Below are 23,426 nucleotides of genomic sequence, written 5' to 3' on the forward strand. Positions count from 1 at the left end.
GACCGAGCTGTCCATCCTGCAACATTGTGCGGCACATTGGCGCGTGATAATCACAGCGACGGGAGCCGACAACTGAGGTTTTGATTTTGAAAGCTAGGCTCGCCTGCGTCGCAGCATCTGCGCTCTTCCTTGCGCTGTTCGTCATAAGTATCCGATATCTCATGGATTCCTGGCTGTTGGCCTTCGTCAACAGCTTCCAGCTTCACATTGCCGTTCTGGCTGCATTCGCGGCGTTGTCGTGCCTTATCGTCCTGCGATCGCGCGTCTTTATCGTGCTGTTGGTTTGGGCTCTCATGCTTTGCGCCCATGCGGTTTATATGCATCGGGAATTCGTGACAGACGCATTTGCCCCGACAGGGGCGAAACCCTTCCGGCTGCTGTCTTTCAACGTGCTGATGGAAAATTCGCGCAATGCCGAATCAATCGCCGACACTATTCTTACGTCGAATGCCGACGCAGTTTACGTCATGGAGGCCGCAGCGCTGACAAGCGTCCTGCCGCGCCTGAGCCAAATCTACCCCTACCGGATTGGCTGTGGCGAGGGTGTGCAGTCTTGCGATCTGCTGATCCTGTCAAAACGACCGCTTGAAAATGCCCGCATCGGCAGCTTGAGTTACGTCAGCCGCGAACGATTTGCCATGGCGATGATCGACGTCGATGGCGTGAAGCTGACGCTCGCAGCCGCACATCTGGCAAAGCCCTACTTCGATGAATACCACCGCAACGAACTGAGCCGCATCCGGTCCGCATTCTCGTCCGTCACGGACCCACTGATTCTGGGTGGTGACTTCAATTCTGCGAGCATTGCGCCCGATATGCAGGATTTCCTGCTGGCGACCGATCTGAAGAAAGCACCGTGGGAACCGGCAACATGGCCGGTGGAAGCCAGGCAGTTCGGCATTGCCATCGACCACATCTTCGCTCGAAAGCCCGCGACTTTGATGAAGCTGGAGCGTTTGCCGGACAGCCTCGGCTCCAACCATTATGGGCTGGTGGCCGATTTCGTGATTGCCGCACCTTAAACCGGCGCAACATCATCCGCAGACAGAAACCCGCCGGACTGGCGCGTCCAAAGCTCTGAATAAAGCCCGCCGCTCGCAACCAGCTGGCCGTGCTTGCCCTGCTCCACGATCCGCCCCGCATCCATGACGATCAGGCGATCAAGAGCCGCGATGGTGGAAAGCCGGTGGGCGATTGCCAGCACGGTTTTGCCGCGCATCAACTCATCCAGATTGCTCTGGATCGCCGCCTCAACCTCGGAATCCAGCGCCGAGGTCGCTTCGTCCAGAACGAGAATTGGCGCGTCCTTCAGCATCACGCGGGCAATGGCGATGCGCTGTCGCTGACCACCGGAAAGCTTCACGCCACGCTCGCCCACATGCGCGTCCAGCCCCTTGCGGCCGCGTTGGTCTTCCAGTTGCGCAATGAAATCATCCGCCTTGGCCCGCCGGATCGCCTCCAGCAACTGTTCATCATTGGCGTCCATGCGCCCGAACATGATATTGTCGCGAATGGAACGGTGCAGCAGCGACGTGTCCTGCGTCACCATGCCGATGTGGCCGCGAAGCGTTTCCTGGCTAACCTTCGCAATATCCTGCCCGTCGATCAGGATACGGCCCTTCTCGACATCGTNAAATCGCAGCAAGAGATTGACCAGCGTGGATTTTCCCGCACCCGACCGGCCGACGATCCCCACCNTTTCACCCGGCTCGACATGAAGGCTCAGATGATCAATGACGCCTTTGGATCGCCCGTAGTGAAAGCTGACATTTTCGTAGCGGATGCCGGGCTTGGAGACGACCAGCGCAGGCGCGCCAGGTACGTCCACAAGGCTTATGGGTTGTGAAATAAGCTCGGCGGCATTCTGCACGGTGCCAAAGTTGCGCATGATGCCGTTGAACTGCGTCATCAGGCGACCCAGCAGAAAATTCAGTCGCAGAACCAGCGCCAGCGTAAAGGCGACCGCGCCGGAACTGATCCTGCCGGAAAGCCACAGATCGATGCAGAGAGCTGCCATCGACGTAATCATGATGCCTGACAACAGAGCCATGGATGCGCGCACGCCGGTTATGAAGCGCGTGAACATCATCGTGGTGCTCTGGAACGTGTCGAAGCCTTCCCGCATATAGCGATCATTGGCGTCGTCACGTCCGAACAGCCGCAGCGTCTGGATGTTGCTGTAGGCATCGACCATACGGCCAGAAAGCATGGAGGCGGCCTCTGCCGTCTCTCGGGAATGTTTCCTGATGCGCGGCACGAAATAGCGCGCCAGCAGGGAAAATATGCCAACCCAGACCAGAACCACCACGGCCAGACGCCAGTCCAGCCCGCCGATCAGAAACAGCATCGAGACCGAATAAATACCGACGAACCAGACACTTTCCATCAGCGATGTCACCAGATCGCCCGCCGCCTGCCCACCAGACCAGACCTTGGTGACGATACGGCCGGAAAAGTCGTTCTGGAAAAAGGTCAACGATTGCCGCGCCACATGCATATAGGACTGCCAGCGTACGAGATTATAAAAGCCGGGCGTAATGACCTGCTGATCCACCAGCGCTGTTATCATGGTGACGACGAAGCGCACGACGGCGATCAGAACAAGCATGCCAGCCAGCTCGTAGCCGTGATCTGCAATCAACCCGGCCCAGCCCTCACCCGGCTTGACCGTGGCCAGAATATCCACCAGCCGCCCGACGAACCAGAACAACGCCGCCTCGATGGCCGCCGTCATGCCACCCAGTACAAGCATGGCGAAGAAGGGCGNTTTTGCCTGGGAGAGATAGAACCAGATAAAAGCAAAGGTATCTTCCGGCGGACGCAGATCATCCTTGCGGGCGAAGGGCTTGATCCAGTTCTCNAAAAAACGAAAAATACGGGTAATGGCCATGATTTCGATATAGGTGGAATCAGTGGGCGGGCAAAGCGGGAGTGAGATTATATTTTGGTAATGGTTGCGCCATACTCCGTCACCCCGCACTTCATACGGGGTGACGGAAACNGGGAGCTACTCCCCCGCCACCTTCATATCGGGCTCTTCTTCCGCGATAAAACCACCGGACTGCCGCAGCCACAGGTCGGCGTAGATACCACCCTGCTCAACCAGTTCCGTATGCGTGCCAGCCTCGACAATCTTGCCCATGTCGAGAATGATCAGGCGGTCCATCTCCGTCAGTGTTGAAAGACGGTGGGCGATGGCGATGACGGTTTTGCCTTCCATAAGGGCAAACAGGTTTTCCTGAATGGCCGCTTCCACTTCGGAGTCCAACGCAGACGTTGCCTCGTCGAGGATCAGGATCGGAGCGTTTTTCAGGAACACGCGGGCAATGGAGATGCGCTGGCGCTGGCCGCCAGACAGCTTCACGCCGCGCTCACCGACCTGCGCATCCAGCCCGTGGCGACCATGCATGTCCACCAGCGTTTCGATGAAGTCCCACGCATTGGCACGCTTTGCGGCAGCAATGATTTCCTCGTCCGTCGCGCCGGGATGGCCATAGGCGATGTTGTCGCGGATGGTGCGGTGGAGCAGCGAGGTATCCTGCGTGACCACACCGATCAGCGAGCGTAGACTATCCTGCGACACCGTGGAAATATCCTGCCCGTCGATGCGAATCTTACCGGATTCCAGATCGTAAAACCGCAACAGCAGGTTCATCAGCGTCGTCTTGCCAGCGCCGGAACGGCCAACGAGACCGACCTTTTCGCCCGGCTTGATATCGAGCGAAAGCCCCTCGATCACACCCCTGTTCTTGCCGTAGTGGAAACGGATGTCATCGAACTGTATCTCACCCCTGGGTGCGGAAAGTGCTGGCGCATCTGCCTTGTCGAGGATGTCATGCGGCTTGGTCATCATGCTCATGCCGTCATAGACTGTGCCGATGTTTTCAAACAGCGATGTGACTTCCCACATGATCCACTGCGACATGCCGTTGACACGCATGGACAGGCCGATGGCCACAGCCAGAGCGCCGACCGTGACCGACCCAGTGAGCCAGAAATAAAGGCCAAGCGACGTCGTAGAGAACATGACCAGCGCATTGTTGATGTCGATGGCGATGTTGAAGGCGGAAATCTTGCGCATCTGCCGGTGTACGGTGTCCAGAAACACACTCATGCCTTCACGCGCGTAGACCTCTTCACGGCCCGCATGGGAGAACAGCTTGATGGTGGCGATGTTGGTGTAGCTGTCAACGATACGCCCAGTCATCAAGGAACGTGCATCCGCCTGCTCGCTGGCAAGACGACCGAGTTTCGGTACGAAGTAGGTTAGAATCGCAATGTAAATGGACAGCCAGACGACCAGCGGAATAACCAGCCGCCAATCCGCCGCCGCGACCATGAACAGCATCGAGAAAACAAAGCTGATGGCATAGACGAACACGTCAATGATTTTCAACGCCACTTCACGAATGGACAGCGCTGTCTGCATGACCTTGGTGGAAACGCGGCCCGCAAACTCATTGGCGAAAAACGTCATGGAATGGCGCAACAGGAAACGGTGCATGTGCCAGCGGGCAATCATGCCGAAGTTTCCAGCCAGCGTCTGGTGCATCGTCATGGTGTGGATGGAGCCCATCAAGGGCAAGGCCACCAGCACAATGGCCGCCATGACGACCAAATGCCAGCCCTCATCCTGCAGGAAGGTCTCGCGGTTTGCAGATGACAGCCAATCCACGATATTGCCGAGGAACTGATACAGCATCACTTCTGCAACCGCGATGCCCATGGACATCAAACCCAGCAGCAGCAACCAGGGTGCCGCTGGCTTGATGTAGTGCCACATGAACGGCAAGAGCTTGTTGGGGGGCACGACAGGCGTGGATGCGGGAAATGGGTCGAGACGTTTTTCAAACCAGCCGAACATGGCCAAGCTCCGGACATAATGATCCCGAAAGAGCAGCACGAGGACAAAAAACGCCCACAGCCATCACGGGAATAACATGGATATGGCCGCAACAGCCACATGACGAATTGAAATGGNAAAGCGGATCAACCGCCGNAAACACCTAAGCCTGCAAGGCCGTTACAATGGCCGGGAGGCGATATCGAACAAGCTTATTCATCTGAACCTCCGTGGCTGGTGTTGAAGATGCGCTCTTCTAGCTCNAAAAATAAGCATTGACCAGCACCAAACCACCTTAAGTATCGCAAAACACTCCGTAACACGCGAGTGTGTCTGTGCAACAACAGCGCCCCGGTTTGCGTCGCTTTGCTTATTTCGACCTTGCCTGTGACGTGATAAGGCCCCGCGATGACGACAAGAAAGACTTGACCATGCCAAATATCAGGATCGCCCTCTATCAACCGGACATTCCCGGCAACACCGGCACAATCCTTCGGCTGGCGGCCTGCCTGGGCATCGGCGTCGACATTATCGAGCCTGCCGGGTTCGATATTTCCGACCGCAATCTGAAACGCGCGGGCATGGACTATCTCACCACGGCATCACTGACCCGCCACGTCAACTGGGAGCGCTTCGAAGAATGGCGTGCCTCCACAGGTCGCAGGCTGCTTCTTGCGTCGACCAAGGCAGCCCTGCCCTATGTCGACGTGGCCTACCGTCCTGATGACATTTTGCTTTTTGGTCGCGAGAGCGCTGGCGTGCCGGATCACGTCCACGAAAAAGCCGACGAGCGGCTGATCATTCCCATGATCGAAGGTCAACGCTCCATCAATGTCGCCATGTCGGCAGCGATGATGTCAGGAGAGGCCTTGCGGCAGACAGCCTGGCGCTGAACCTATCGCCTTTCTAATCCAAAATGTCGCAAATACTCCTGTACGCTGCAGTATTTCAGGCCTATATTAATTAGCCAACTAAAGATTCCCACCTCCGTAACCTTTCCACGCATGTCGTCCGAAAGCGTATAGGTTTCGGGCAAGGAAGGGCGCTCAGACTACAAATACTGACGGAAGGAGGGCGACCAAGCATGCAATCCACCATCATCATCGTCAATCTGCTGGGCGCTGTCGCGCTTCTGCTTTTCGGCCTCGCGCAGGTCAAGGATGGCGTTACCCGCGCCTTTGGCGTCAAGTTGCGCACGGTGCTGGCGACCGGAACGAAAAGCGGTCCACGATCGCTGCTCTCCGGCTTTCTAGCCACCATCGCCCTGCAAAGCTCGACTGCGACAGCCCTAACGGTCGCGTCCTTTGCGGAACGCGATCTTATAAAGCCCCGCATGGCACAGGTCGTTCTACTGGGCGCGAATATCGGCACCGCCGTGACGGCGTGGATATTCGCCAACGGCGTCGCGTGGCTGTCACCAATGCTTATTCTCACTGGCATCGTGTTGCGCAAGGGCACCTCGACGGCGCGTCAGGGCGGCGGCACGGCTTTGGTCGGCGTTGGTTTGATGCTGCTATCGCTGCACCTGCTGAGTGCTGCGACCGAGCCGATGCGCGATTCCCCGGCTCTTGGCGCATTTATAGGGCTTCTGGATGGCGCATGGCCCGTGGCGCTTCTGCTATCGACGGTTCTGGCGTTCGTCTCCTCCTCAAGCCTTGCCGTCGTGGTCCTCATATTGTCCTTAGCATCCGCCGACATTCTGTCCACGGGGCTGATCATCGTCCTTATTCTCGGTGCCAATCTCGGCGGCGCGATACCGCCTGTGGTCGCAACGCTCTCAGCGCCCGCATCGGCCCGACGCATCACCATCGGCAATCTTATTGTGCGGACAGTTGGCTGCCTCATAGCCCTCCCACTGGCTGGATATGGAGCAATGNTTTTGCAACAGCTTCCACTGGCGCAAAACATGCTACCGGTCGATGCCCACCTGATCTTCAATCTGGCGCTGGCCACTCTGGCTTGGCCGTTTTCCGGGCTTATGTCGGAGATGATGGCAAAGATCGTGCCTGATGATCCGAAGACCGAAGAAGGCCCCCGTTTTCTCGATATCAACGCACTTGATACGCCCGTGGTGGCGTTGGCCAATGCCACACGCGAAGTTTTGGTCGTTGGCGATACCATCGAGCGTATGCTCATCCGTGCGGAGAACGCATTCAAGCATAACGATCTTGCCCCGCTGGCCGAGATCATTATGCTTGNAAAGAAAGTCGATACGCGCCAGCAGGACGTAAAGATTTATCTCTCCCAGCTTGGCCGAAAAGGGCTGGATGAAGACGATGCCCGCCGTTCAATCACCATCATCGACTACGCCATCAATCTCGAGCACATTGGCGATATCATCGAGAAGGGTCTGTGCGAACAGATCCGCAAGAAAATCCTCAACGGCTTCAAGTTTTCGGATGAGGGTTACGATGAGCTGAAAACGCTCTTCGACATGACCATCGAGAACCTGCGCGCGGCCCAGAGCATTTTCGTGACCGGCGATTTCGACCTCGCCCGCCGCCTCATGGAAATCAAGATCGATATAAGACGGCTGGAAAAGCGGTCGTCAGGACGGCATCTGGAACGTCTGCGCGATGGCTTGATGCAAAGTCTGCAAACAAGTTCGTTGCATCTGGATATGCTGCGCGACCTCAAGCGTATCAACGCTCACATTGTATCCGTCGCTCACCCCATTCTGGATCAGGGTGGCGTGCTGGGAGAAAGCCGCCTGCGGGCGACAGACAAAGCTGTGTGATCTAGTCGGCAGATGGCAGGCGGCGCATGGTAAATTCTATGTGGTCGCCTTCCAGCGGTCGCCAGCTCTCCACCTCGGTCCAGTAAGCCGCTTTTGGATACTCGTCGAACCATTCTTTCGCTTTGACGCGCGCTTCTTCCCGCGTCAGACAGAATGTCTGGCGCACGAACATACCTTGTCCGTCGTTCTTGCGTCCGCCAGCGGCACGGTTCTGCCGGTGCGCATCGAGCCTGCGTTTCAAGCCATCCAGTGGCGGCGGGCCGGTAAATTTCGCCATGACATTCACCTCTCTGTTCAAAAGATAGTGCGTGGACGCCTGCTTGGCGAGTCGAATTTGTGTCTGCCGTGCGTGGCTGCTAAACCGAAGAAAACGGAACGATTCGACCCAAGGAGATCGATATGGAACGGCCAGAACTGCCAAAAGGCTTGCCCGACGACATCGAGGACAAGAAGGCGCTGGCCCAGGCATGGTTCCAAAGCCTGCGCGACACCATCGTCACCTCCTTCGAAACCCTTGAAGACGAGTTGCAGGGCCCTCTTGCCGACCAAGAGCCCGGTCGTTTCGTGCGAAAGGAATGGCAGCGCGAAAACGGCGAAGGCGGTGGCGGCGTCATGTCGATGATGGAAGGCCGCGTCTTCGAGAAGGTCGGCGTCCATACATCCACCGTCCACGGCGAGTTTTCGCAGGAATTTCGTGGCCAGATACCGGGCGCGGAAGAAGACCCGTGTTTCTGGGCATCCGGTATTTCCCTGATCGCGCATCCCGTGAACCCCAATGTTCCAGCCGTGCACATGAACACCCGCATGGTCGTGACCTCCAGCCACTGGTTCGGTGGGGGCGCGGACTTGACGCCGGTGCTCGACAGACGCCGCACGCAGGATGATAACGACAGCCAGATTTTTCACCGTGTCTTCGAGATCACCTGCAACAGGCATGCCGTTGCGGACTACCCACGCTACAAGCAATGGTGCGATGAGTATTTCCACCTCAAGCACCGCAACGAACCACGCGGCATCGGTGGCATCTTCTTCGACTGGTTGCACCCGGACGAGGAAAAGGGAGGCTGGGACGCCAACTTCGCTTTCGTGCAGGATGTAGGGCGCGCTTTCAATCTGGCCTACCCCAAGATCGTCCGCGGCAATTTCAACCAGCCATGGACCGAAGAAGACCGCGATGAGCAACTGATTCGCCGTGGCCGCTACGTCGAATTCAATCTTCTCTACGACCGCGGCACGATTTTCGGCCTCAAGACAGGCGGCAATGTCGATTCCATCCTGTCTTCACTTCCGCCTGTGGTGCGCTGGCCCTGAAGCTCACGAAAAATTTGGCTTTTTTCGACTGTGTGAACGCCCAATTTGGAAAATTAGCTCTTATTAAAAAACAAGGCCGATGATAGTCTCCAAGCCGTTGATGGAGTGGAGGAGCTATCGTCATGACGACACCGAACAGCATGCCTATTTCCACGATTGGTCGAGACCAGTCACGGGCCATAACAACATCCGAATTGATCGATCGTCTGGCCGCAGAAATGCGTGCCACTGGAGATCGCGAACTGCCGCATTCCTTTTACGTGGAGCAGGTCAAGCGCAAGCTTGCAAACGACGCCGCCGCAAATGACGACAAGGCTGTTTCCAGTCGCGTACCGGCAGCAGCGACATCATCTGTCTTCCATTGCTGGGCGCATCCGGAATAAGGGCTGCCCGGAACATATGCCTTCCCAACCCGTTTGTTGATCATCAAAGCAGAGCTTCNAAAGGAGCTCTGCTTTGAAATTTCATAATGGGAGGCCAATATGAGACTGTTCGAATGTGGAACCCTGGTGCCGGGTTGTGAGTGGCATACACGCGCTGATGAGGATGCAGAAGTCGTACGCCGAACCGTTGAGCATTTACGACAGGCGCACGGCGAAACCGCCATCCGCGAGAATATGGTGCAGAATATCAAGAAACGTATTCACAACGAAAATAACGTTCAGGCCTGATTTTTCAACAAGGTTTCAAGCCGGGCNGTCAGCGCTGCCCGGTCGAGTGAAAAGTTGAATTCAATCCATTTTTCTTCAAGCTCACCCAAAATCTCTCCGACTTTTGGTCCAGGTGTAACCCCTGCCGATAGAACATCTGCGCCGGTCAGCGGGAAGTTTGGTTTTTCAAATTTCTGCGCACGTGACAACAAATTTGAAAAACGGGCGATCTTCTGCATGGCCGCGTCGCCTGTAGAGACGTATGCGCGAGCCGCTGCCAATGCCAGCTTAAGACGCATAACCACGCCTTCAACACCCTGTCGGTAAAGTAGACGATCAAATGCAGCATCTGTGATAGCAGGATCGACGGCCGGAGCGGACGCCCACTGTGCAAGACGCTTGGCCTCTGCTTTCGACATTCTAAGCCTTGACGTCATCGCACTCACCCGCTCTGCATCTGTCGGCACAATGGCAGATATCCGCATCAGCGCGTCCGGCTTCCAGCTAAGCGCCTGCTCGGCAGTCACCAGCCCGTGAATGGCATCGATGNCCCANTTTTCCGTTTCCGGCAGAACCTGCGCCAAAACACCGGACTGGCGCATCCACAAAAGCGCGCGCGATGGATCGTCTGCGGCCAACAGCTTCTTCATCTCGCTCCAGACGCGTTCGGCAGACAGCGTCGAAATCTTGTCCTTGGCCCGCGCACTTGCCCGCAGGNCGTCCGCATCCGGGCGTCCTGAGCCGTAATGCGCGAAGAAGCGGAAGAACCGTAAAATGCGCAGATAATCTTCGGCGATGCGCTGGTGGGCATCACCGATGAAGCGGATATTCCGTGTCTCGATATCCGCCAAGCCGTCGACGAGGTCGATCACGTCACCGGAGGTGTCGGCATAAAGCGCATTGATGGTGAGGTCCCGCCGCTCGGCGTCTTCGGTCCAGTCGGTGCCGAAGGCCACCTGCGCATGACGACCATCGGTTTCTACATCACGGCGAAGGGTGGTGACTTCGAAACCCTCGCCATCGAGAACCAGCGTCACGGTGCCATGCTCGATACCGGTTGGCACGGCCTTGATGCCAGCTTCCCTGGCGCGCTCAACAACGTCTTGCGGCGGCAGCGTCGTAGCCATATCGATATCGCCCACGGGCATGCCCATCAACGCGTTGCGCACAGCACCACCGACGATACGCGCCTCGCCGCCATCGGCATTCAAAAGCGCCAAAATCCGCTGAAGAGCCGGTTTTGAAAACCAGTCTTGTCCGGCAATGTTGCTCATGAATAGAACCTCTCGTAAATGCTGCGCATAATGCCCGCCGTAATGCCCCAAATGTAACGGTCGCCATAGGGCATTTCGTAGAAAAACCGCTCCCTCCCCTGAAACATGCGGCTACCGCGCTGGTGGTTGTCAGGGTTCATAAGAAAAGACAGCGGCACCTCGAAGACATTATCCACCTCGGTCGGGTTGAGCGTGAGATCGAAGCCGGGCTTGACCACTGACAGCACCGGCTTGATGCGGAAACCGGTACCAGAAATATAATCCGGCAATCGCCCGACGGTTTCGACATAGGAACGGGATAGACCGATTTCCTCTTCCGTCTCACGAAGTGCTGCGTCTTCCGGCGAGCGATCTTCCTTGTCAATCCCGCCACCGGGAAAGGAAATCTGGCCGGAATGCTTGCGAAGCGTTGACGTGCGCTGGGTAAAAATGACCCGCGCCTCATCGCCGTAATCCACCACCGGTACCAGCACGGCAGCATCCTTCAAACGAATGCCCTCACCTATCAGCTGCACACCGGGGTTGAGAACATGATCGCCATGATCCGCGTCCTCGCGCTCGGCAACGCCTTCGCCCTCTGAAAGCACGCGACGCCGGAAATCGGCTGCAGAAAACTCAATTACATCTGCTGTCATCGGGAAAGCGCATCCAGTTCATCGGCGGGCATCACAGGAAAAACTTCTCCACCGGACTGCACGGNAAACATCTCNTTTCTATCGATTTCAATCACTTCGCCCAGTTCCACCAGGTCATACATGACCGCACGCGAAACAAGAGCCTCAAGCCGTCCACGCACCAGAAGATAGGGCTTCAACTCCTTGTTTTCGCCGGTAATTTCGAAGCGCAAGGGATGTTCATGCCCCACTTCCACGACATCACCAACATTGGTACGAAAGGTCAGAAGCGGCGCACCATCTTTTTCGCCCACATTCATCTCCACCGCGATGAACGGCGCATCCANGACGCGGATGCCCACCNTTTCCACAGGTGTTACGAGATAGGTCTTGCCGTCCTCATCCCTACGCAAAACGGTGGAAAACAGCCGCACCAATGGCGCGCGGCCAATNGGGGTACCCATGTAAAACCATGTGCCGTCAGCCCGGATTTCCATGTCCAGATCACCACAAAAGGGCGGATTCCAGCGCTCGACAGGGGCAGGTCCTCGGCTTTTATCGCCCGTCTGTTCGGCGGCATGGGAAATCATCGCGGCCAGTCCTGCCGCGTCTGTTGCCGAATTTATCGTCTCAACCGCCATATTCGAGCCCTGCTTTGTCACCTATTGAAGTACCTGACATAGGTAACGAGATAGTCATTCGAAGGATGCTTGTCAGCGGGCAGTATGGCAATAAGCTATAGGCAGCGCGAAATCCGTCCTGTATTCGATTATTGACTGGCAGCAGACGTGAGCGGCGGCAGAGTTTTGAGGAGAGCGATATGGGCGTTATGAATACCAGCGAAACCCTCGACGAAAAGGCGATCATCGCCGCTGCCGAAAAAGCGCTGTCAGATATTGCCGCCATCAGGGCGGAAGTCTCCAAGGTCATTTTTGGTCAGGAAAAAGTGGTCCAGAACACGCTTCTCGCCATTCTTTCCGGTGGCCATACATTGCTGGTGGGCGTTCCGGGTCTGGCCAAGACCAAACTCGTTACGACGCTTGGTACCGTTTTAGGCCTGGACGCCAACCGTATCCAATTCACGCCGGACCTCATGCCATCGGATATTCTCGGCTCCGAAGTCATGGACCAAGACGAGAGCGGTCGCCGCTCGTTCCGCTTCATCAAGGGACCAATCTTTGGCCAACTGTTGATGGCCGATGAAATCAACCGCGCCAGCCCGCGCACGCAGTCTGCTCTGCTGCAGGCCATGCAGGAATATCACATTACCGTCGCTGGCCAGCGCTTCGACCTGCCCAAACCCTTTCACGTTCTCGCCACCCAGAACCCGCTGGAGCAGGAAGGCACCTACCCGCTGCCGGAAGCCCAACTCGACCGCTTTCTGCTTCAGGTGGATGTCGATTACCCTGATCTTGCCGCCGAACGTCAAATCCTGCTCGACACGACAGGCACGGCGTCGGGCGAAGCGCGCCGCGTGATCGAGGCGGATCGTCTTGTCGAAATACAGACGCTTATTCGCCAGATGCCTGTCAGCGACAAGGTGGTGGATGCCATCCTCGCATTGGTGCGCTCGGCACGCCCCGGCCATGGCAATGCGTTGACGGATAAGACTGTTGCATGGGGTCCTGGCCCTCGTGCTGGCCAGTCGCTGATGCTGACTGNCCGCGNCCGTGCGCTCTACGAAGGCCGTCTTGCGCCATCACTGGACGACATCTACGCGCTGGCGGAGCCTGTTCTGGAACACCGCATGGCTCTGACCTTTGCGGCACGCGCAGAAGGGATGTCGGTTCGCGACGTCATCGCCGGCCTCGTGGAACAGGCGAAACACTGACCATCAGGTCGGATAAGGAGTGCATGTGGCATCCATCGGCCAGATCGTAGAGCAGACTCATGGTAACGACGTGCTTGCCCGTGCGCGACAGCGTGCCGCTCTGGTGCCGGATTGCATGGTGGAAGCGAAACGCATCGCCAACACCGTGACCGCCGGTTGGCATGGCCGCCGCAAACGCGGCATCGGTGAAAACTTCTGGCAGTTCCGACCTTACGCAGACGGCGAAAGCCTGTCGCGCATAGACTGGCGCCGCTCTGCCCGCGACGACCATACCTATGTCCGTGACCGGGAATGGGAAGCGGCCCACACCATCTGGCTTTGGGCCGATCTCTCGCCATCGATGATGTTCAAGTCCACGCTCGGTTCCGTTTCCAAGGAAAGCCGTGCGCTGGTGCTGATGCTGGCGCTGGCGGAAATTCTGGCGCGATCCGGCGAGCGGATCGGCTGCCCAGGCATTATGGAGCCAGTGTCGGCGCGCAATGCCGCCGAGCGCCTCGCAACCGCCATCATGCATGCACCCGCAACCACCGGATTGCCTGACACGGCGATGATCCGCGGTTCCAGCGATCTCGTGGTCATTGGGGACTTTTTGGATGAAGCCACAACCATCATGGAGCGCTTATCGCCGTTGGCCCGGCGCGGCATGCGCGGCCATGTGGTGGAAATTGCCGACCCTGCTGAAGAAATCTTCCCCTATAGCGGTCGTACCGAANTTTCCGACCCTGAAACCGGCGAGAAGCTGACATCCGGCCGTGCCGAAACCATTCGCGATGACTACACCCGCGCCTATCTCGCACGACGTGATGCGTTGTCGTCCTCGCTTCGCCGCCTGGGCTGGAATTTCGTGTTCCATCGCACGGATCATCTCGCATCCGAAGCACTCGTCGCCATGCACATGTATCTGTCCGGCGCGCCATCTACCAGCAAGAACGGAGGCATGACATGAGCGCCCTGCCCTTCGTTTTCACCAGCCCATTTATTCTCGTCGGCCTTCTGGCGCTGCCCGCCATCTGGTGGCTGCTGCGGCTGACACCGCCGCGCCCCAAGGCGGAAGTGTTTCCGCCGCTTCGCATTCTAGCAACAGTGCTGAAGCGTGAAGAAACACCCTCCAAAAGCCCGTGGTGGCTGACGCNTTTACGCATGCTACTCGCCGCAGCTGTCATCTTCGCGCTGGCCGATCCTGTCATCAACCCACGCAACAACACGCTGGCAGGCGACGGTCCACTGGTGCTGATCGTGGATAATGGCTGGGCGTCAGCACCGGATTGGGACCGCCGTGTGCGCACGGCGCAGGCCCTGATCGGTGATGCAGAGCGGGCCGAACGCCCCGTTTCCATCACCTTCACCGCAGACCGCGACCACGATGCAGAACCCGGCACGACGGCTGCGGCACTGGAAAAACTGGCTGCCGCCAAGCCGCAACCTCTGGTGCCGGATCGCGTTCGTGCTGCCCAGTCCGTCAGCGAAGCCATGAGCGGCGCAGCGCCCGGTACATTGGCCTATATTACCGATGGCGTAGCAACACCCAACGACCAGACGGCGCTGAGCAGTCTGTCCGATATGAAATCCTCGGAGTTTCGCGTTGTAGAAGGCGATGGACAGGCCATTGCGGCGATTACAGGCGCTGATAACGGCGCTGAAACCATGACCGTTTCGCTCTCCCGTCTCGATACTACCGGCCCCGCCAACCTCATGATCAACGCGCAGGACAGTCAAGGCCGTATTCTCGCCAGCAATAACGCAACCTTCGCCCCCGGTGCGGCGGAAACCACTGCTGTCTTGAGCGCGCCCTTTGAACTTCGAAACGACTTTGCCCGCCTGTCCGTCGACCGGCTGTCCACCGCAGGCTCGGTGCACCTGCTGGATGATGGCTTCCGTCGTCGTCGTGTGGCACTGCTGGCTGGCGAAACCGGCAACGACTTCCAGCCGCTGCTCCAGCCGCTTTTCTACATCAGCCGCGCGCTTCAGCCCTATGTCGATCTGGTGCCGCAACGGCAGGCAGACCTTGCCGTCGCCATTCCCGAACTGCTGCAGTCCAATCCGTCTGTGATCGTCATGGCCGATATTGGTCGCCTGCCACAGGAAACCTATGCGCCCATCCAGCGCTGGTTGTCACGCGGTGGCACGTTGATCCGTTTTGCGGGGCCACGCCTTGCTGCGGCTCCCGCCGATGACCCACTGGTGCCAGTGACGTTGCGGCAAGGCGAACGCTCTCTAGGCGGCGCCCTGTCCTGGGCAGAGCCACAGCCGCTTGCGGATTTCCCTAACATTGGCCCCTTTGCTGGCATGCCGAAAGCGGATGGCATCCACATCAAGCGGCAGGTTTTGGCCGAACCCACACCTGATTTGGCGGAGCGCACATGGGCAAGCCTTGCCGACGGTACGCCACTGGTGACCACCCGCAACGTCGATGCGGGTCGCATCGTTCTCTTCCATGTCAGCGCCGAAGCCAGTTGGTCGGATTTGCCGATCTCGGGCCATTTCGTGGAAATGCTGCGCCGTATCGTTCAGCTTTCGCAAGTCGGCGGCTCTTCTGCCTCCGCCAACGCACCTGCTGCAGCCTTGCCGCCGTACCGCTTGCTGACTGCCACAGGTGCACTGTCGCCGGAAATCGGAGCCGCCCGTCCGCTTGAGACAAAGCCGGGCCAGCCTCCCCGCGCCAGCTTTGACAATCCGCCCGGTCTTTACGGCACCGAATCCGGCTTCGTCGCCCTCAATCTGCTGCCACCGAATGCGACGCTGCGCCCGATCGACACCGCGCTGGCGGGACCGGCAACGACCCGTGAAGGTCTTGTTGGAGAGGCCGCGAGGTCGCTGCGCCCCGCCCTCTTCATCGCGGCCCTTTTGATGCTGTTTGCCGATACTCTCATCGTTCTCTTCATGAATGGCGTCTTTTCACGCCTGCCTCGTGGCCGTTCACCAGCTGCGGCCATCCTGCTTGCCTTTACGGCGTGCCTGACGGTTTTCTCGCCGAATACGGCCCGTGCCGACGACCCGAAACCGGGTGACGAGGCCATTTTCGAGCGGCTGGACACGACACATCTGGCCTACGTCCGCACCGGTGAGGATGATGTGGACCGCATCTCGGAGCAAGGTTTGCAGGGCCTGACCGAATTCATGACATGGCGCACTACGCTGGAACCGGGCCAGCCTGTGGGGCTGGATATCTCCAAGGATGAGCTTTCCTTCTACCCCATCATCTACTGGCCGATTTCCGCGACAGCGCCTATGCCCTCCACTGCCGCGATCTCTCGGGTCGACGCCTATATGCGCGCGGGCGGGACGGTGCTTTTCGATACGCGCGACCAGTTCTCGTCTGCCGAAAACATGGGCGGCACCAGCGCCAGCGGCCAGCGCCTTCAGGAAATCCTCGCCAATGTCGATATTCCGCCGCTGGAACCCGTGCCGAAGGATCACGTCCTCACACGGTCCTTCTATCTGCTGAATAATTTTCCGGGCCGCTATGCGGGAAGCCCGCTCTGGGTGGAATCACGACAGGATGCGGCCAAAACGACCTCTGGCATTTCATCCTCCGGCGACGGCGTCTCGCCCATCATCATCACCGGCAATGATTTTGCAGGCGCATGGGCCATTGATGCCAACGGCGCACCGGTACTACCCACCGTGCCGCCGGATGAGGTGCAGCGAGAACATGCGTTCCGCACCGGCGTCAACATCATGATGTATATGCTGACAGGCAACTACAAAGCCGACCAGGTGCATGTGCCCGATATCCTCCAGCGGTTGGGGCAATAACATGACACTGACCTTCGCTCCGTTCCTGCCGTGGATCGTCATCGGCATTCTCGCCGCCGCCGCCTTCGTGCTTACCATCATAGGGCTATGGCGCGATGTGCGCGGCGCTTGGTTGCGTGGCCTGGCACTGGCCGCCCTTCTGCTGGCCATCTCCAATCCTCTTCTGACAAATGAGGAACGCGACCCACTTTCCACCATCGTTCCTGTCATTGTCGACCGCTCTCAGAGCCAGGATGTGCAGCAGCGCCCGGAACAGACGGATCAGGCGCTTGCAATTCTTAAAGAGCGGCTCGCCCGCTTCCCACGCATCGAGCCGCGTATCGTGGACGTTGAGAACGATCCGAATAGCGATGCTCCCGCAACCAACCTGTTCTCATCGCTGGCCGCCGCAGTATCCGACGTCTCGCCGTCGCGCGTCGGCGGCGCGATTTTACTCAGTGACGGCCAGATCCATGACATTCCGAATGTAACGCCCAATATCGAGCAGACGCTCGGCTTCAAAGCGCCGATCCACGGCCTGATCACGGGTCGGGCGGAGGAGTTCGACCGCCGCATTGAGGTCGTTCGCGCACCACGCTTCGGCATCGTCAACGAGCAGCAGGAACTGACCTTGCGTGTCTTCGATGATGGTCGTGCGCAGACAGGCCAGGCGGAGGTCACAGTCAAAATGAACGGCGAAGAAATCGCCAGGTTAGAGGCCACGCCCGGCCAGCCCCTGCCCTTCAGCTTCAAGGTTCCGCGTGGCGGCAACAATGTCATGGAANTTTCCGTGGCGGAGCTTCCGGGGGAAGTCACCGCCAGCAACAACCGCGCCGTTCATGTCATAGAAGGCATTCGCCAGAACCTGCGTGTTCTCTTGGTTTCCGGCGAANCCCATGCCGGGGAGCGCGCATGGCGCAACCTGCTGAAATCCGATACGTCCGTCGATCTGGTGCATTTCACCATTCTGCGCCCGCCGGAGAAGCAGGATGGCACACCCATCAACGAGTTATCACTGATCGCCTTCCCGACGCGTGAACTTTTCGTGGACAAGATCGAGGACTTCGATCTCATCANTTTCGACCGCTACCAGCATCGCGGCGTGCTGCCGATCCTCTATTATGATTACATCGCCCAATACGTCGAAAAGGGCGGCGCACTATTGATTGCCGCCGGTCCAGAACATGCTGGGCAGGATTCCATCGCCATGACGCCGCTCGCCTCGGTGCTGCCCGCGCAGCCAACCGGAGAGATGCATCAATCGGCCTTTTATCCGCGGCTATCCGAAGCAGGCAAGAAACACCCGGTCACGCGCGGCCTGGAGGGCTCCGGCGAAGAGCCCCCGAAATGGGGTCGCTGGTTCCGCACTGTCGGCGTCGAACAACCGCAGGGCCAGACCGTAATGCTGGGCGACGGACAGGACCCGCTTCTGGTTCTGAACCGTCAGGGAGAAGGCCGCGTTGCCATGTTGTTGTCCGATCAGGGTTGGCTCTGGGCGCGTGGCTTTGAAGGCGGCGGCCCGCATGTGGGTCTTTACCGCCGCATCGCCCATTGGCTGATGAAGGAACCGGAGCTTGAGGAAGAGGCGCTGACGGCACGCGCCAACGGCCGCACGCTGGAAATCACCCGCCAGACTATTGGCGATAACCCCGGCAATGCCACGGTCAAATTCCCCACCGGCAAGACCGAGACGATGGCGTTCACGCAAACGGAGCCGGGTCTTTATAAAATCGAACGCCGCATGGACGAAACCGGCCTCTACGAAATCACCAACGGTGATTTCACCACACTGGTCCATGTCGGCGCCGTCGATGCACCGGAATTCAAGGCGATGATCTCCACCACGGAGCCGCTGAAACCGGTGGTCGATGCCACGAAGGGCAGCATACATCGTGTGGTCAACGATGATGGCCGCGTCGTGCTGCCGGATATCCTGCCCGTGCGAGGCGATGTGCGCGTGGCGGACAATGACCGCATGCTCATTCGCCTGACGGATGAAACCGTGCTGAAAGGCGTCAACACGCTGCCGCTCTTTGCCGGTTTCGCAGGCCTCGCCGCCCTGCTCATGGCATTTTCCGCGCTCTGGTGGCGTGAAGGCCGGTAATGGAACCTGATATCACCATCAGTCATACGGCCGACAAAGACAGCGAAGCGGCGATANTTTCCGCCCTCAAAGCTTACAATATCGACCGTTTCGGCCCCAGTGACTGGCAAGAACTCGTCATCTCCCTGCGCGATGACGACGGTACCGTCATCGGTGGCCTCTGCGGTCACACCGCCCGCGGCTGGCTCTATACGAAGCTGCTTTTCATACCCGAAACCCTCCGTGGCAACGGCCTCGGACCCAAACTGCTTGCCATAGCGGAAGACGAAGCCCGCAAACGCGGATGCAAGGGCGCCTACATCGACACGTTGAACCCGGAGGCACTGGCGATCTATCAGAAATGCGGCTACGAAATTTTCGGCGCGATCGAGAATTTCAGCGGCATGGAGTCACTGAGTTATTTGAAGAAATCATTTATCTGATCGCGGAAAACTTACATTCGCTTTGATTGATTGCAAAGCCATCAGCCCACTGCGAGAAGAAGTGCGGGAATGGCGTCTTCGAAAACGATAGCCTCTTCGCAATTGCGCCATGCAATCTTGCCCGTCAACCGCTCGTGCGTGTCAGCGGCCAGCGGAACAATGAGAACCCGGTTCATATCGACCGGACCGGGGAAATCCAGCGCTGCATAGGCCACCTTCTCAAAACCCAACGGCATATAATATGGCGGATCGCCGATCAGGATGACGCCCTCCGAACCCTTGCGCTTCGCCGCAGCAATCGCAATCCGTACCAGCTCACGGCCGATGCCGAGATTCTTGTGGGAGGGACGCACGGCGAGAGGCCCAAGCATGTGCCCTTTGACGCCACCGGCCAGAACCGGCGTCATACGAACAGAAGCGATCGTCTCTCCATCATCGGCACAGATGTAGGAAATCGACCGGTCGTGTGGTCCCTGTTCGCGGATTCGCGCGGCGGCACGGGTGTGCCGGCCTGGGCCAAAAGCTTCTGCATTGATAAGTTCGATGATGGCGTCATGAGACGCGTCTTCGGTGAGGTAGACCAGTTCGTGCTTGGACATGAAGGGACCGGAACGTTAAATACGGATAGGACGATGTGACGGCTGCGCCGGTTAGGGCGTTCGAAGCGTCAGCGTCGTCGGAGCATCCGTGTTGCGGTCATAAAGCAGAATTCCCTCAGAATTGTGATAAACGCGGATATCAGTAAAATTAGGAGCCGTCCAGAACAAATCCTGCACTGAACTCATTCAATGATGTGAGGATGAGACGAACGCACTGTTCACTGCCTTTGGGGTTAACTTTCCGCAAAGTCATGACCTACAGTGTTTGTAGCAATACAAAGGAGAGAGCACGATGGGCATGCTGGTGGAAGGTGTTTGGAAAGACGTCTGGTACGACACAAAGGAAACCAAGGGCCACTTCAAGCGCAGCGCCTCGCAGTTTCGCAACTGGGTGACGGCAGATGGCGAGCCCGGCCCTTCCGGTACAGGCGGCTTCAAGGCTGAGAAAGATCGCTACCATCTCTATGTTTCCCTGGCCTGNCCCTGGGCACACCGCACGCTGATCTTCCGCAAGCTGAAGAAGCTGGAAGACTTCATTTCCGTTTCGGTGGTCGATCCCCTGATGCTGGNAAATGGCTGGGAATTCAAACCGGCAGATGAGCGCACGCCGGGCGCAACGGAGGACCATCTCTTCGGCTCTTCGGCCATGTGGCAGGTCTATACAAAGGCAGACCCGCAATATTCCGGTCGTGTTACCGTCCCTGTTTTGTGGGACAAGCAGCAGAACACCATCGTCTCCAACGAATCTGCGGACATCATCCGCATGTTCAATAGCGCTTTCGATGACCTGACCGGATCAACGAAGGATTATTACCCCGAAGCCCTGCGCGCCGAGATCGATGCCCTCAACGACCAGATCTACGACACCGTAAACAACGGCGTCTACAAGGCGGGCTTCGCCACCACCCAGGAAGCCTATGAGGAAAGCGCTATCAAGATTTTCGAGACGCTGGACGCCTTGGAAGAGCGCCTAGTCGACAAGCGCTTCTTGCTCGGCTCGCAGCAGACGGAAGCGGACTGGCGGCTGTTCACCACATTGGTTCGTTTCGACCCCGTCTATGTCGGCCATTTCAAATGCAACATTCGCCGCATCCACGATTACCCGAACCTGACTGGCTATCTGCGTGATCTCTACCAGACATCAGGCATACCGGAGACGGTCAATATCCGCCACATCAAGGAACATTATTACCGCAGCCACAAGACCATCAACCCGACCGGTATTGTGCCCATCGGCCCTGAACTCGAACTGGAAAGAGCGCATGATCGGGAACGGTTGCGCTGACGCTACCAGTAATCATCCGGTGGCACCTTGCCTGCCAACTCCGCAAGCCGCCTGCATGTGGCGGGCGTCGTGCCATCGGGTAACGCATCCAGCGGNAAAAATCCGCTTTCGCTAATTTCGCGGTCCGGCACCTTTGCTTCGGTCTGCGTCACCTCGAGGCGATAGAACATCACATGGTCGCGGTCGCTGGTGCGGTTGTTGAAATAAACATGGATAAGCTGCGGCGTGGATGTGGCGAAGAGGTTTCCCTCCTCACGGATTTCCTTGTGAAGCGCTTGCGACCCCGTCTCGCCACGCTCCAAACCACCACCGGGCATATGCCAGCCCGGAACATAGGTATGCCGAACCAGAAACACATAGCCCCGCGTATCGAAACAGGCGGCGCGGACGCCCATCGTCATGCCTCGGCTCCAAAAGAAAAACGTGTGCAGCAAACGTTTGACAACATTCCGAAGCACGCGCCGGAACCCTTCGCCCCGCCCATGGTTGTCACTCAAGTCTCAACTCTCCGTCAACTTGTACCGAATACACCAGATACTGCTTCACACTTCGACGTCAGCGCTTATCCCTTTGAAAAATCGAGGTTTCGCATTGTACGCTCCAACATGGATAGATTATGTCTGAACGCATGTTCACACTTGCCCACATCTCCGATATCCATCTCGGCCCGCTGCCCAAGCTCACCTTCCGCGAGCTTGCATCCAAGCGCATCCTCGGCTTTGTGAACTGGCGTCTTAACCGCCGCAAGCACCTTTTCAGCGATACGCTGGAAAAGGTGGTCGATGATATGGAAAGTAAGGCGCCAGACCACATTGCCATCACCGGTGACCTGGTCAATCTGGCAACCGGAATTGAAATCCGCGCCGCAGCTGACTGGCTGGAGGAAATTGGCGATCCTTTGAAGGTCTCCGTCGTGCCGGGCAATCATGACGCCTATGTTCCCGGCGCGCATGACAAGGCGATGGCTGCCTGGTATCCCTTCGTGCGTGGTGATGGCGACAAGGAAAACTGGGACGAAGACCGCAAGATTTTTCCGTATATGCGGGTGCGCGGACCGGTCGCCATGATCGGCTGCTCGACATCCATTGCCACCCCGCCCTTTTCCGCCACCGGCTATTTCGGCCGCAGACAGGCGCGCGCGACGGCGGAATTGCTGCGCAAGGCGGGTGAACAGGGCCTGTTTCGTGTGGTGATGATCCACCACCCGCCAATCCGGGGCGCGGCGGCCACGCACAAACGCATGATCGGCATTCGCCGCTTTGCCGCAGCCATTGGCACGGGCGGCGCAGAACTTGTTCTGCACGGCCACACGCATCTCAACACCGTCTACTGGCTCAACACCCATCGCGGACGCGACCACACGCCTGTCGTCTGCATCGCCTCAACCAGCCAAGGCCCCGGTGGCAAAAAANCGCGCGCNGGGTACAACCTTTTCCACATCGACGGTGGCCCCGGCACATGGAACGTGACCTGCGAACGCTTTGGCCTCAACGAAAAAGGTACCGGCGTGGAGCTGGAGGACGTGCGGGTATTCTACAACAACGGTAAACCGCTCGGTTTCAGCAATCCGGTGGAGCAAAGCGAGGAAGAGTGAGCGTCGAGTAAAATCCCGACGCTCCACAGCAAAGACGATTAGATCCAAACGTCGNTTTGCGCCGTGCGATCCCCGCCTGTGTGCCCGGTATTGAGAACACCACGCGGCTCGATCAGAAGCAGATGGACCTCATGTTCCGCATAGGGTTTGTGCTCCACACCCTTGGGAACGACAAGCATTTCGCCCGGACCAATCGATACCGTGCCGTCGCGAAAATCGATCCGCAACTGACCATTTAGGACGATAAACGTCTCGTCCGTTTCCGGGTGGTCATGCCAGATGAAATCTCCCTCGATGCGCACGATCTTGAATTGATAATCGTTCATTTCGGCTATGACGCGCGGCTGCCAAAAGGCTGTTATCTTTGAGAGTTTGTCCGCGAAATTGACAGACTGATATTGTTTTTCCATCGTTCGATTGCTCCTTG

General features: G+C 58.0%; 22 protein-coding genes. 13 read left to right on the plus strand and 9 right to left on the minus strand.

Features of this window, described 5'->3' with window-relative positions; all coding sequences use genetic code 11:
• Positions 1–86: 86 nt before the first annotated feature.
• Positions 87–1,022 (plus strand): endonuclease/exonuclease/phosphatase family protein, encoded by a 936-nt coding sequence (locus CUC55_RS20075; protein ID WP_067644965.1) that lies wholly within the window; start codon positions 87–89, stop codon positions 1,020–1,022.
• On the opposite strand, the gene CUC55_RS20080 is transcribed toward CUC55_RS20075, so the two are convergent.
• Together CUC55_RS20080 and CUC55_RS20085 are read right to left on the minus strand one after the other, a co-directional pair.
• Entirely contained in the window at positions 1,019–2,890 is a 1,872-nt protein-coding gene (locus tag CUC55_RS20080; RefSeq protein WP_103088940.1) for an ABC transporter ATP-binding protein, read from the minus strand. The two genes, CUC55_RS20075 and CUC55_RS20080, sit on opposite strands and share 4 nt — an antisense overlap.
• 117 nt (positions 2,891–3,007) lie before the next feature.
• The gene (locus CUC55_RS20085; protein WP_067644959.1) at positions 3,008–4,864 is read right to left on the minus strand and encodes an ABC transporter ATP-binding protein; all 1,857 of its coding nucleotides are present in this window, start codon (positions 4,862–4,864) and stop codon (positions 3,008–3,010) included.
• A gap of 410 nt (positions 4,865–5,274) precedes the next feature.
• On the opposite strand from CUC55_RS20085, the gene CUC55_RS20090 reads away from it, so the two are divergent.
• Both CUC55_RS20090 and CUC55_RS20095 read left to right on the plus strand, forming a co-directional pair.
• Positions 5,275–5,736 (plus strand): tRNA (cytidine(34)-2'-O)-methyltransferase, encoded by a 462-nt coding sequence (locus CUC55_RS20090; protein ID WP_067645605.1) that lies wholly within the window; start codon positions 5,275–5,277, stop codon positions 5,734–5,736.
• A gap of 191 nt (positions 5,737–5,927) precedes the next feature.
• Complete coding sequence (locus tag CUC55_RS20095; protein WP_103088941.1) at positions 5,928–7,580, plus strand: Na/Pi cotransporter family protein; 1,653 nt, start codon at positions 5,928–5,930, stop codon at positions 7,578–7,580.
• Between the two features lies 1 nt (position 7,581).
• Here CUC55_RS20095 and CUC55_RS20100 read toward each other — a convergent pair whose 3' ends face one another.
• Positions 7,582–7,857 (minus strand): hypothetical protein, encoded by a 276-nt coding sequence (locus tag CUC55_RS20100; protein WP_067644954.1) that lies wholly within the window; start codon positions 7,855–7,857, stop codon positions 7,582–7,584.
• Positions 7,858–7,979: 122 nt separating this feature from the next.
• Here CUC55_RS20100 and hemF point away from each other — a divergent pair, with 122 nt between their 5' ends.
• From hemF to CUC55_RS20115, 3 genes are all read left to right on the plus strand, one after another.
• The gene (gene hemF, locus CUC55_RS20105; protein WP_067644951.1) at positions 7,980–8,891 is read left to right on the plus strand and encodes an oxygen-dependent coproporphyrinogen oxidase; all 912 of its coding nucleotides are present in this window, start codon (positions 7,980–7,982) and stop codon (positions 8,889–8,891) included.
• 122 nt (positions 8,892–9,013) lie between these two features.
• A complete protein-coding gene (locus tag CUC55_RS20110) occupies positions 9,014–9,274 on the plus strand; it encodes a hypothetical protein (protein WP_067644947.1) in 261 nt (86 codons plus the stop codon).
• Positions 9,275–9,373: 99 nt separating this feature from the next.
• The gene (locus CUC55_RS20115) at positions 9,374–9,562 is read left to right on the plus strand and encodes a DUF1059 domain-containing protein (protein ID WP_067644944.1); all 189 of its coding nucleotides are present in this window, start codon (positions 9,374–9,376) and stop codon (positions 9,560–9,562) included.
• Here the strand turns inward: CUC55_RS20115 and CUC55_RS20120 are convergent.
• From CUC55_RS20120 to CUC55_RS20130, 3 genes are read right to left on the minus strand one after another with little or no spacing between them, the layout of a single operon-like run.
• Positions 9,553–10,815, minus strand: coding sequence for a CCA tRNA nucleotidyltransferase (locus CUC55_RS20120; RefSeq protein WP_103088942.1), 1,263 nt, complete (start codon positions 10,813–10,815; stop codon positions 9,553–9,555). The genes CUC55_RS20115 and CUC55_RS20120 overlap by 10 nt on opposite strands.
• Positions 10,812–11,450 carry an NUDIX hydrolase gene (locus tag CUC55_RS20125; protein WP_067644937.1) on the minus strand — a complete coding sequence of 213 codons (639 nt, stop codon included), beginning with the start codon at positions 11,448–11,450 and terminating at the stop codon, positions 10,812–10,814. The genes CUC55_RS20120 and CUC55_RS20125 overlap by 4 nt, the downstream gene beginning before the upstream one ends.
• Positions 11,447–12,070 (minus strand): DUF1285 domain-containing protein, encoded by a 624-nt coding sequence (locus CUC55_RS20130; RefSeq protein ID WP_103088943.1) that lies wholly within the window; start codon positions 12,068–12,070, stop codon positions 11,447–11,449. Before CUC55_RS20130 ends, CUC55_RS20125 begins: the two co-directional genes overlap by 4 nt.
• A gap of 179 nt (positions 12,071–12,249) precedes the next feature.
• Between CUC55_RS20130 and CUC55_RS20135 the strand changes: the two genes are divergently transcribed.
• The 5 genes from CUC55_RS20135 to CUC55_RS20155 all read left to right on the plus strand — a co-directional run bounded on the left by CUC55_RS20135 (position 12,250) and on the right by CUC55_RS20155 (position 19,521).
• The gene (locus CUC55_RS20135; protein WP_103088944.1) at positions 12,250–13,260 is read left to right on the plus strand and encodes an AAA family ATPase; all 1,011 of its coding nucleotides are present in this window, start codon (positions 12,250–12,252) and stop codon (positions 13,258–13,260) included.
• A 25-nt stretch (positions 13,261–13,285) separates the two neighbouring features.
• Positions 13,286–14,206 (plus strand): DUF58 domain-containing protein, encoded by a 921-nt coding sequence (locus CUC55_RS20140; RefSeq protein ID WP_103089207.1) that lies wholly within the window; start codon positions 13,286–13,288, stop codon positions 14,204–14,206.
• On the plus strand, positions 14,203–17,016 hold the full coding sequence (locus CUC55_RS20145; RefSeq protein WP_103088945.1) for a DUF4159 domain-containing protein: 2,814 nt from the start codon (positions 14,203–14,205) through the stop codon (positions 17,014–17,016). Before CUC55_RS20140 ends, CUC55_RS20145 begins: the two co-directional genes overlap by 4 nt.
• A 1-nt stretch (position 17,017) precedes the next feature.
• The gene (locus CUC55_RS20150) at positions 17,018–19,099 is read left to right on the plus strand and encodes a hypothetical protein (RefSeq protein ID WP_103088946.1); all 2,082 of its coding nucleotides are present in this window, start codon (positions 17,018–17,020) and stop codon (positions 19,097–19,099) included.
• A complete protein-coding gene (locus CUC55_RS20155; RefSeq protein WP_103088947.1) occupies positions 19,099–19,521 on the plus strand; it encodes a GNAT family N-acetyltransferase in 423 nt (140 codons plus the stop codon). Before CUC55_RS20150 ends, CUC55_RS20155 begins: the two co-directional genes overlap by 1 nt.
• A 41-nt stretch (positions 19,522–19,562) precedes the next feature.
• Here CUC55_RS20155 and CUC55_RS20160 read toward each other — a convergent pair whose 3' ends face one another.
• Positions 19,563–20,120: a GNAT family N-acetyltransferase gene (locus CUC55_RS20160; protein WP_067644919.1), complete on the minus strand. Its 558-nt coding sequence runs from the start codon at positions 20,118–20,120 to the stop codon at positions 19,563–19,565.
• Positions 20,121–20,412: 292 nt separating this feature from the next.
• On the opposite strand from CUC55_RS20160, the gene CUC55_RS20165 reads away from it, so the two are divergent.
• On the plus strand, positions 20,413–21,405 hold the full coding sequence (locus tag CUC55_RS20165) for a glutathione S-transferase family protein (protein ID WP_103088948.1): 993 nt from the start codon (positions 20,413–20,415) through the stop codon (positions 21,403–21,405).
• 2 nt (positions 21,406–21,407) lie between these two features.
• Here CUC55_RS20165 and CUC55_RS20170 read toward each other — a convergent pair whose 3' ends face one another.
• Positions 21,408–21,806, minus strand: coding sequence for an NUDIX domain-containing protein (locus tag CUC55_RS20170; RefSeq protein ID WP_103088949.1), 399 nt, complete (start codon positions 21,804–21,806; stop codon positions 21,408–21,410).
• Between the two features lie 227 nt (positions 21,807–22,033).
• Between CUC55_RS20170 and CUC55_RS20175 the strand changes: the two genes are divergently transcribed.
• On the plus strand, positions 22,034–22,999 hold the full coding sequence (locus CUC55_RS20175; RefSeq protein WP_103089208.1) for a metallophosphoesterase family protein: 966 nt from the start codon (positions 22,034–22,036) through the stop codon (positions 22,997–22,999).
• Between the two features lie 38 nt (positions 23,000–23,037).
• On the opposite strand, the gene CUC55_RS20180 is transcribed toward CUC55_RS20175, so the two are convergent.
• Positions 23,038–23,409, minus strand: coding sequence for a cupin domain-containing protein (locus CUC55_RS20180; protein ID WP_103088950.1), 372 nt, complete (start codon positions 23,407–23,409; stop codon positions 23,038–23,040).
• Positions 23,410–23,426: the final 17 nt, after the last annotated feature.

It is taken from the genome of Agrobacterium bohemicum, assembly GCF_002896715.1.
Lineage (GTDB): Bacteria > Pseudomonadota > Alphaproteobacteria > Rhizobiales > Rhizobiaceae > Agrobacterium > Agrobacterium bohemicum.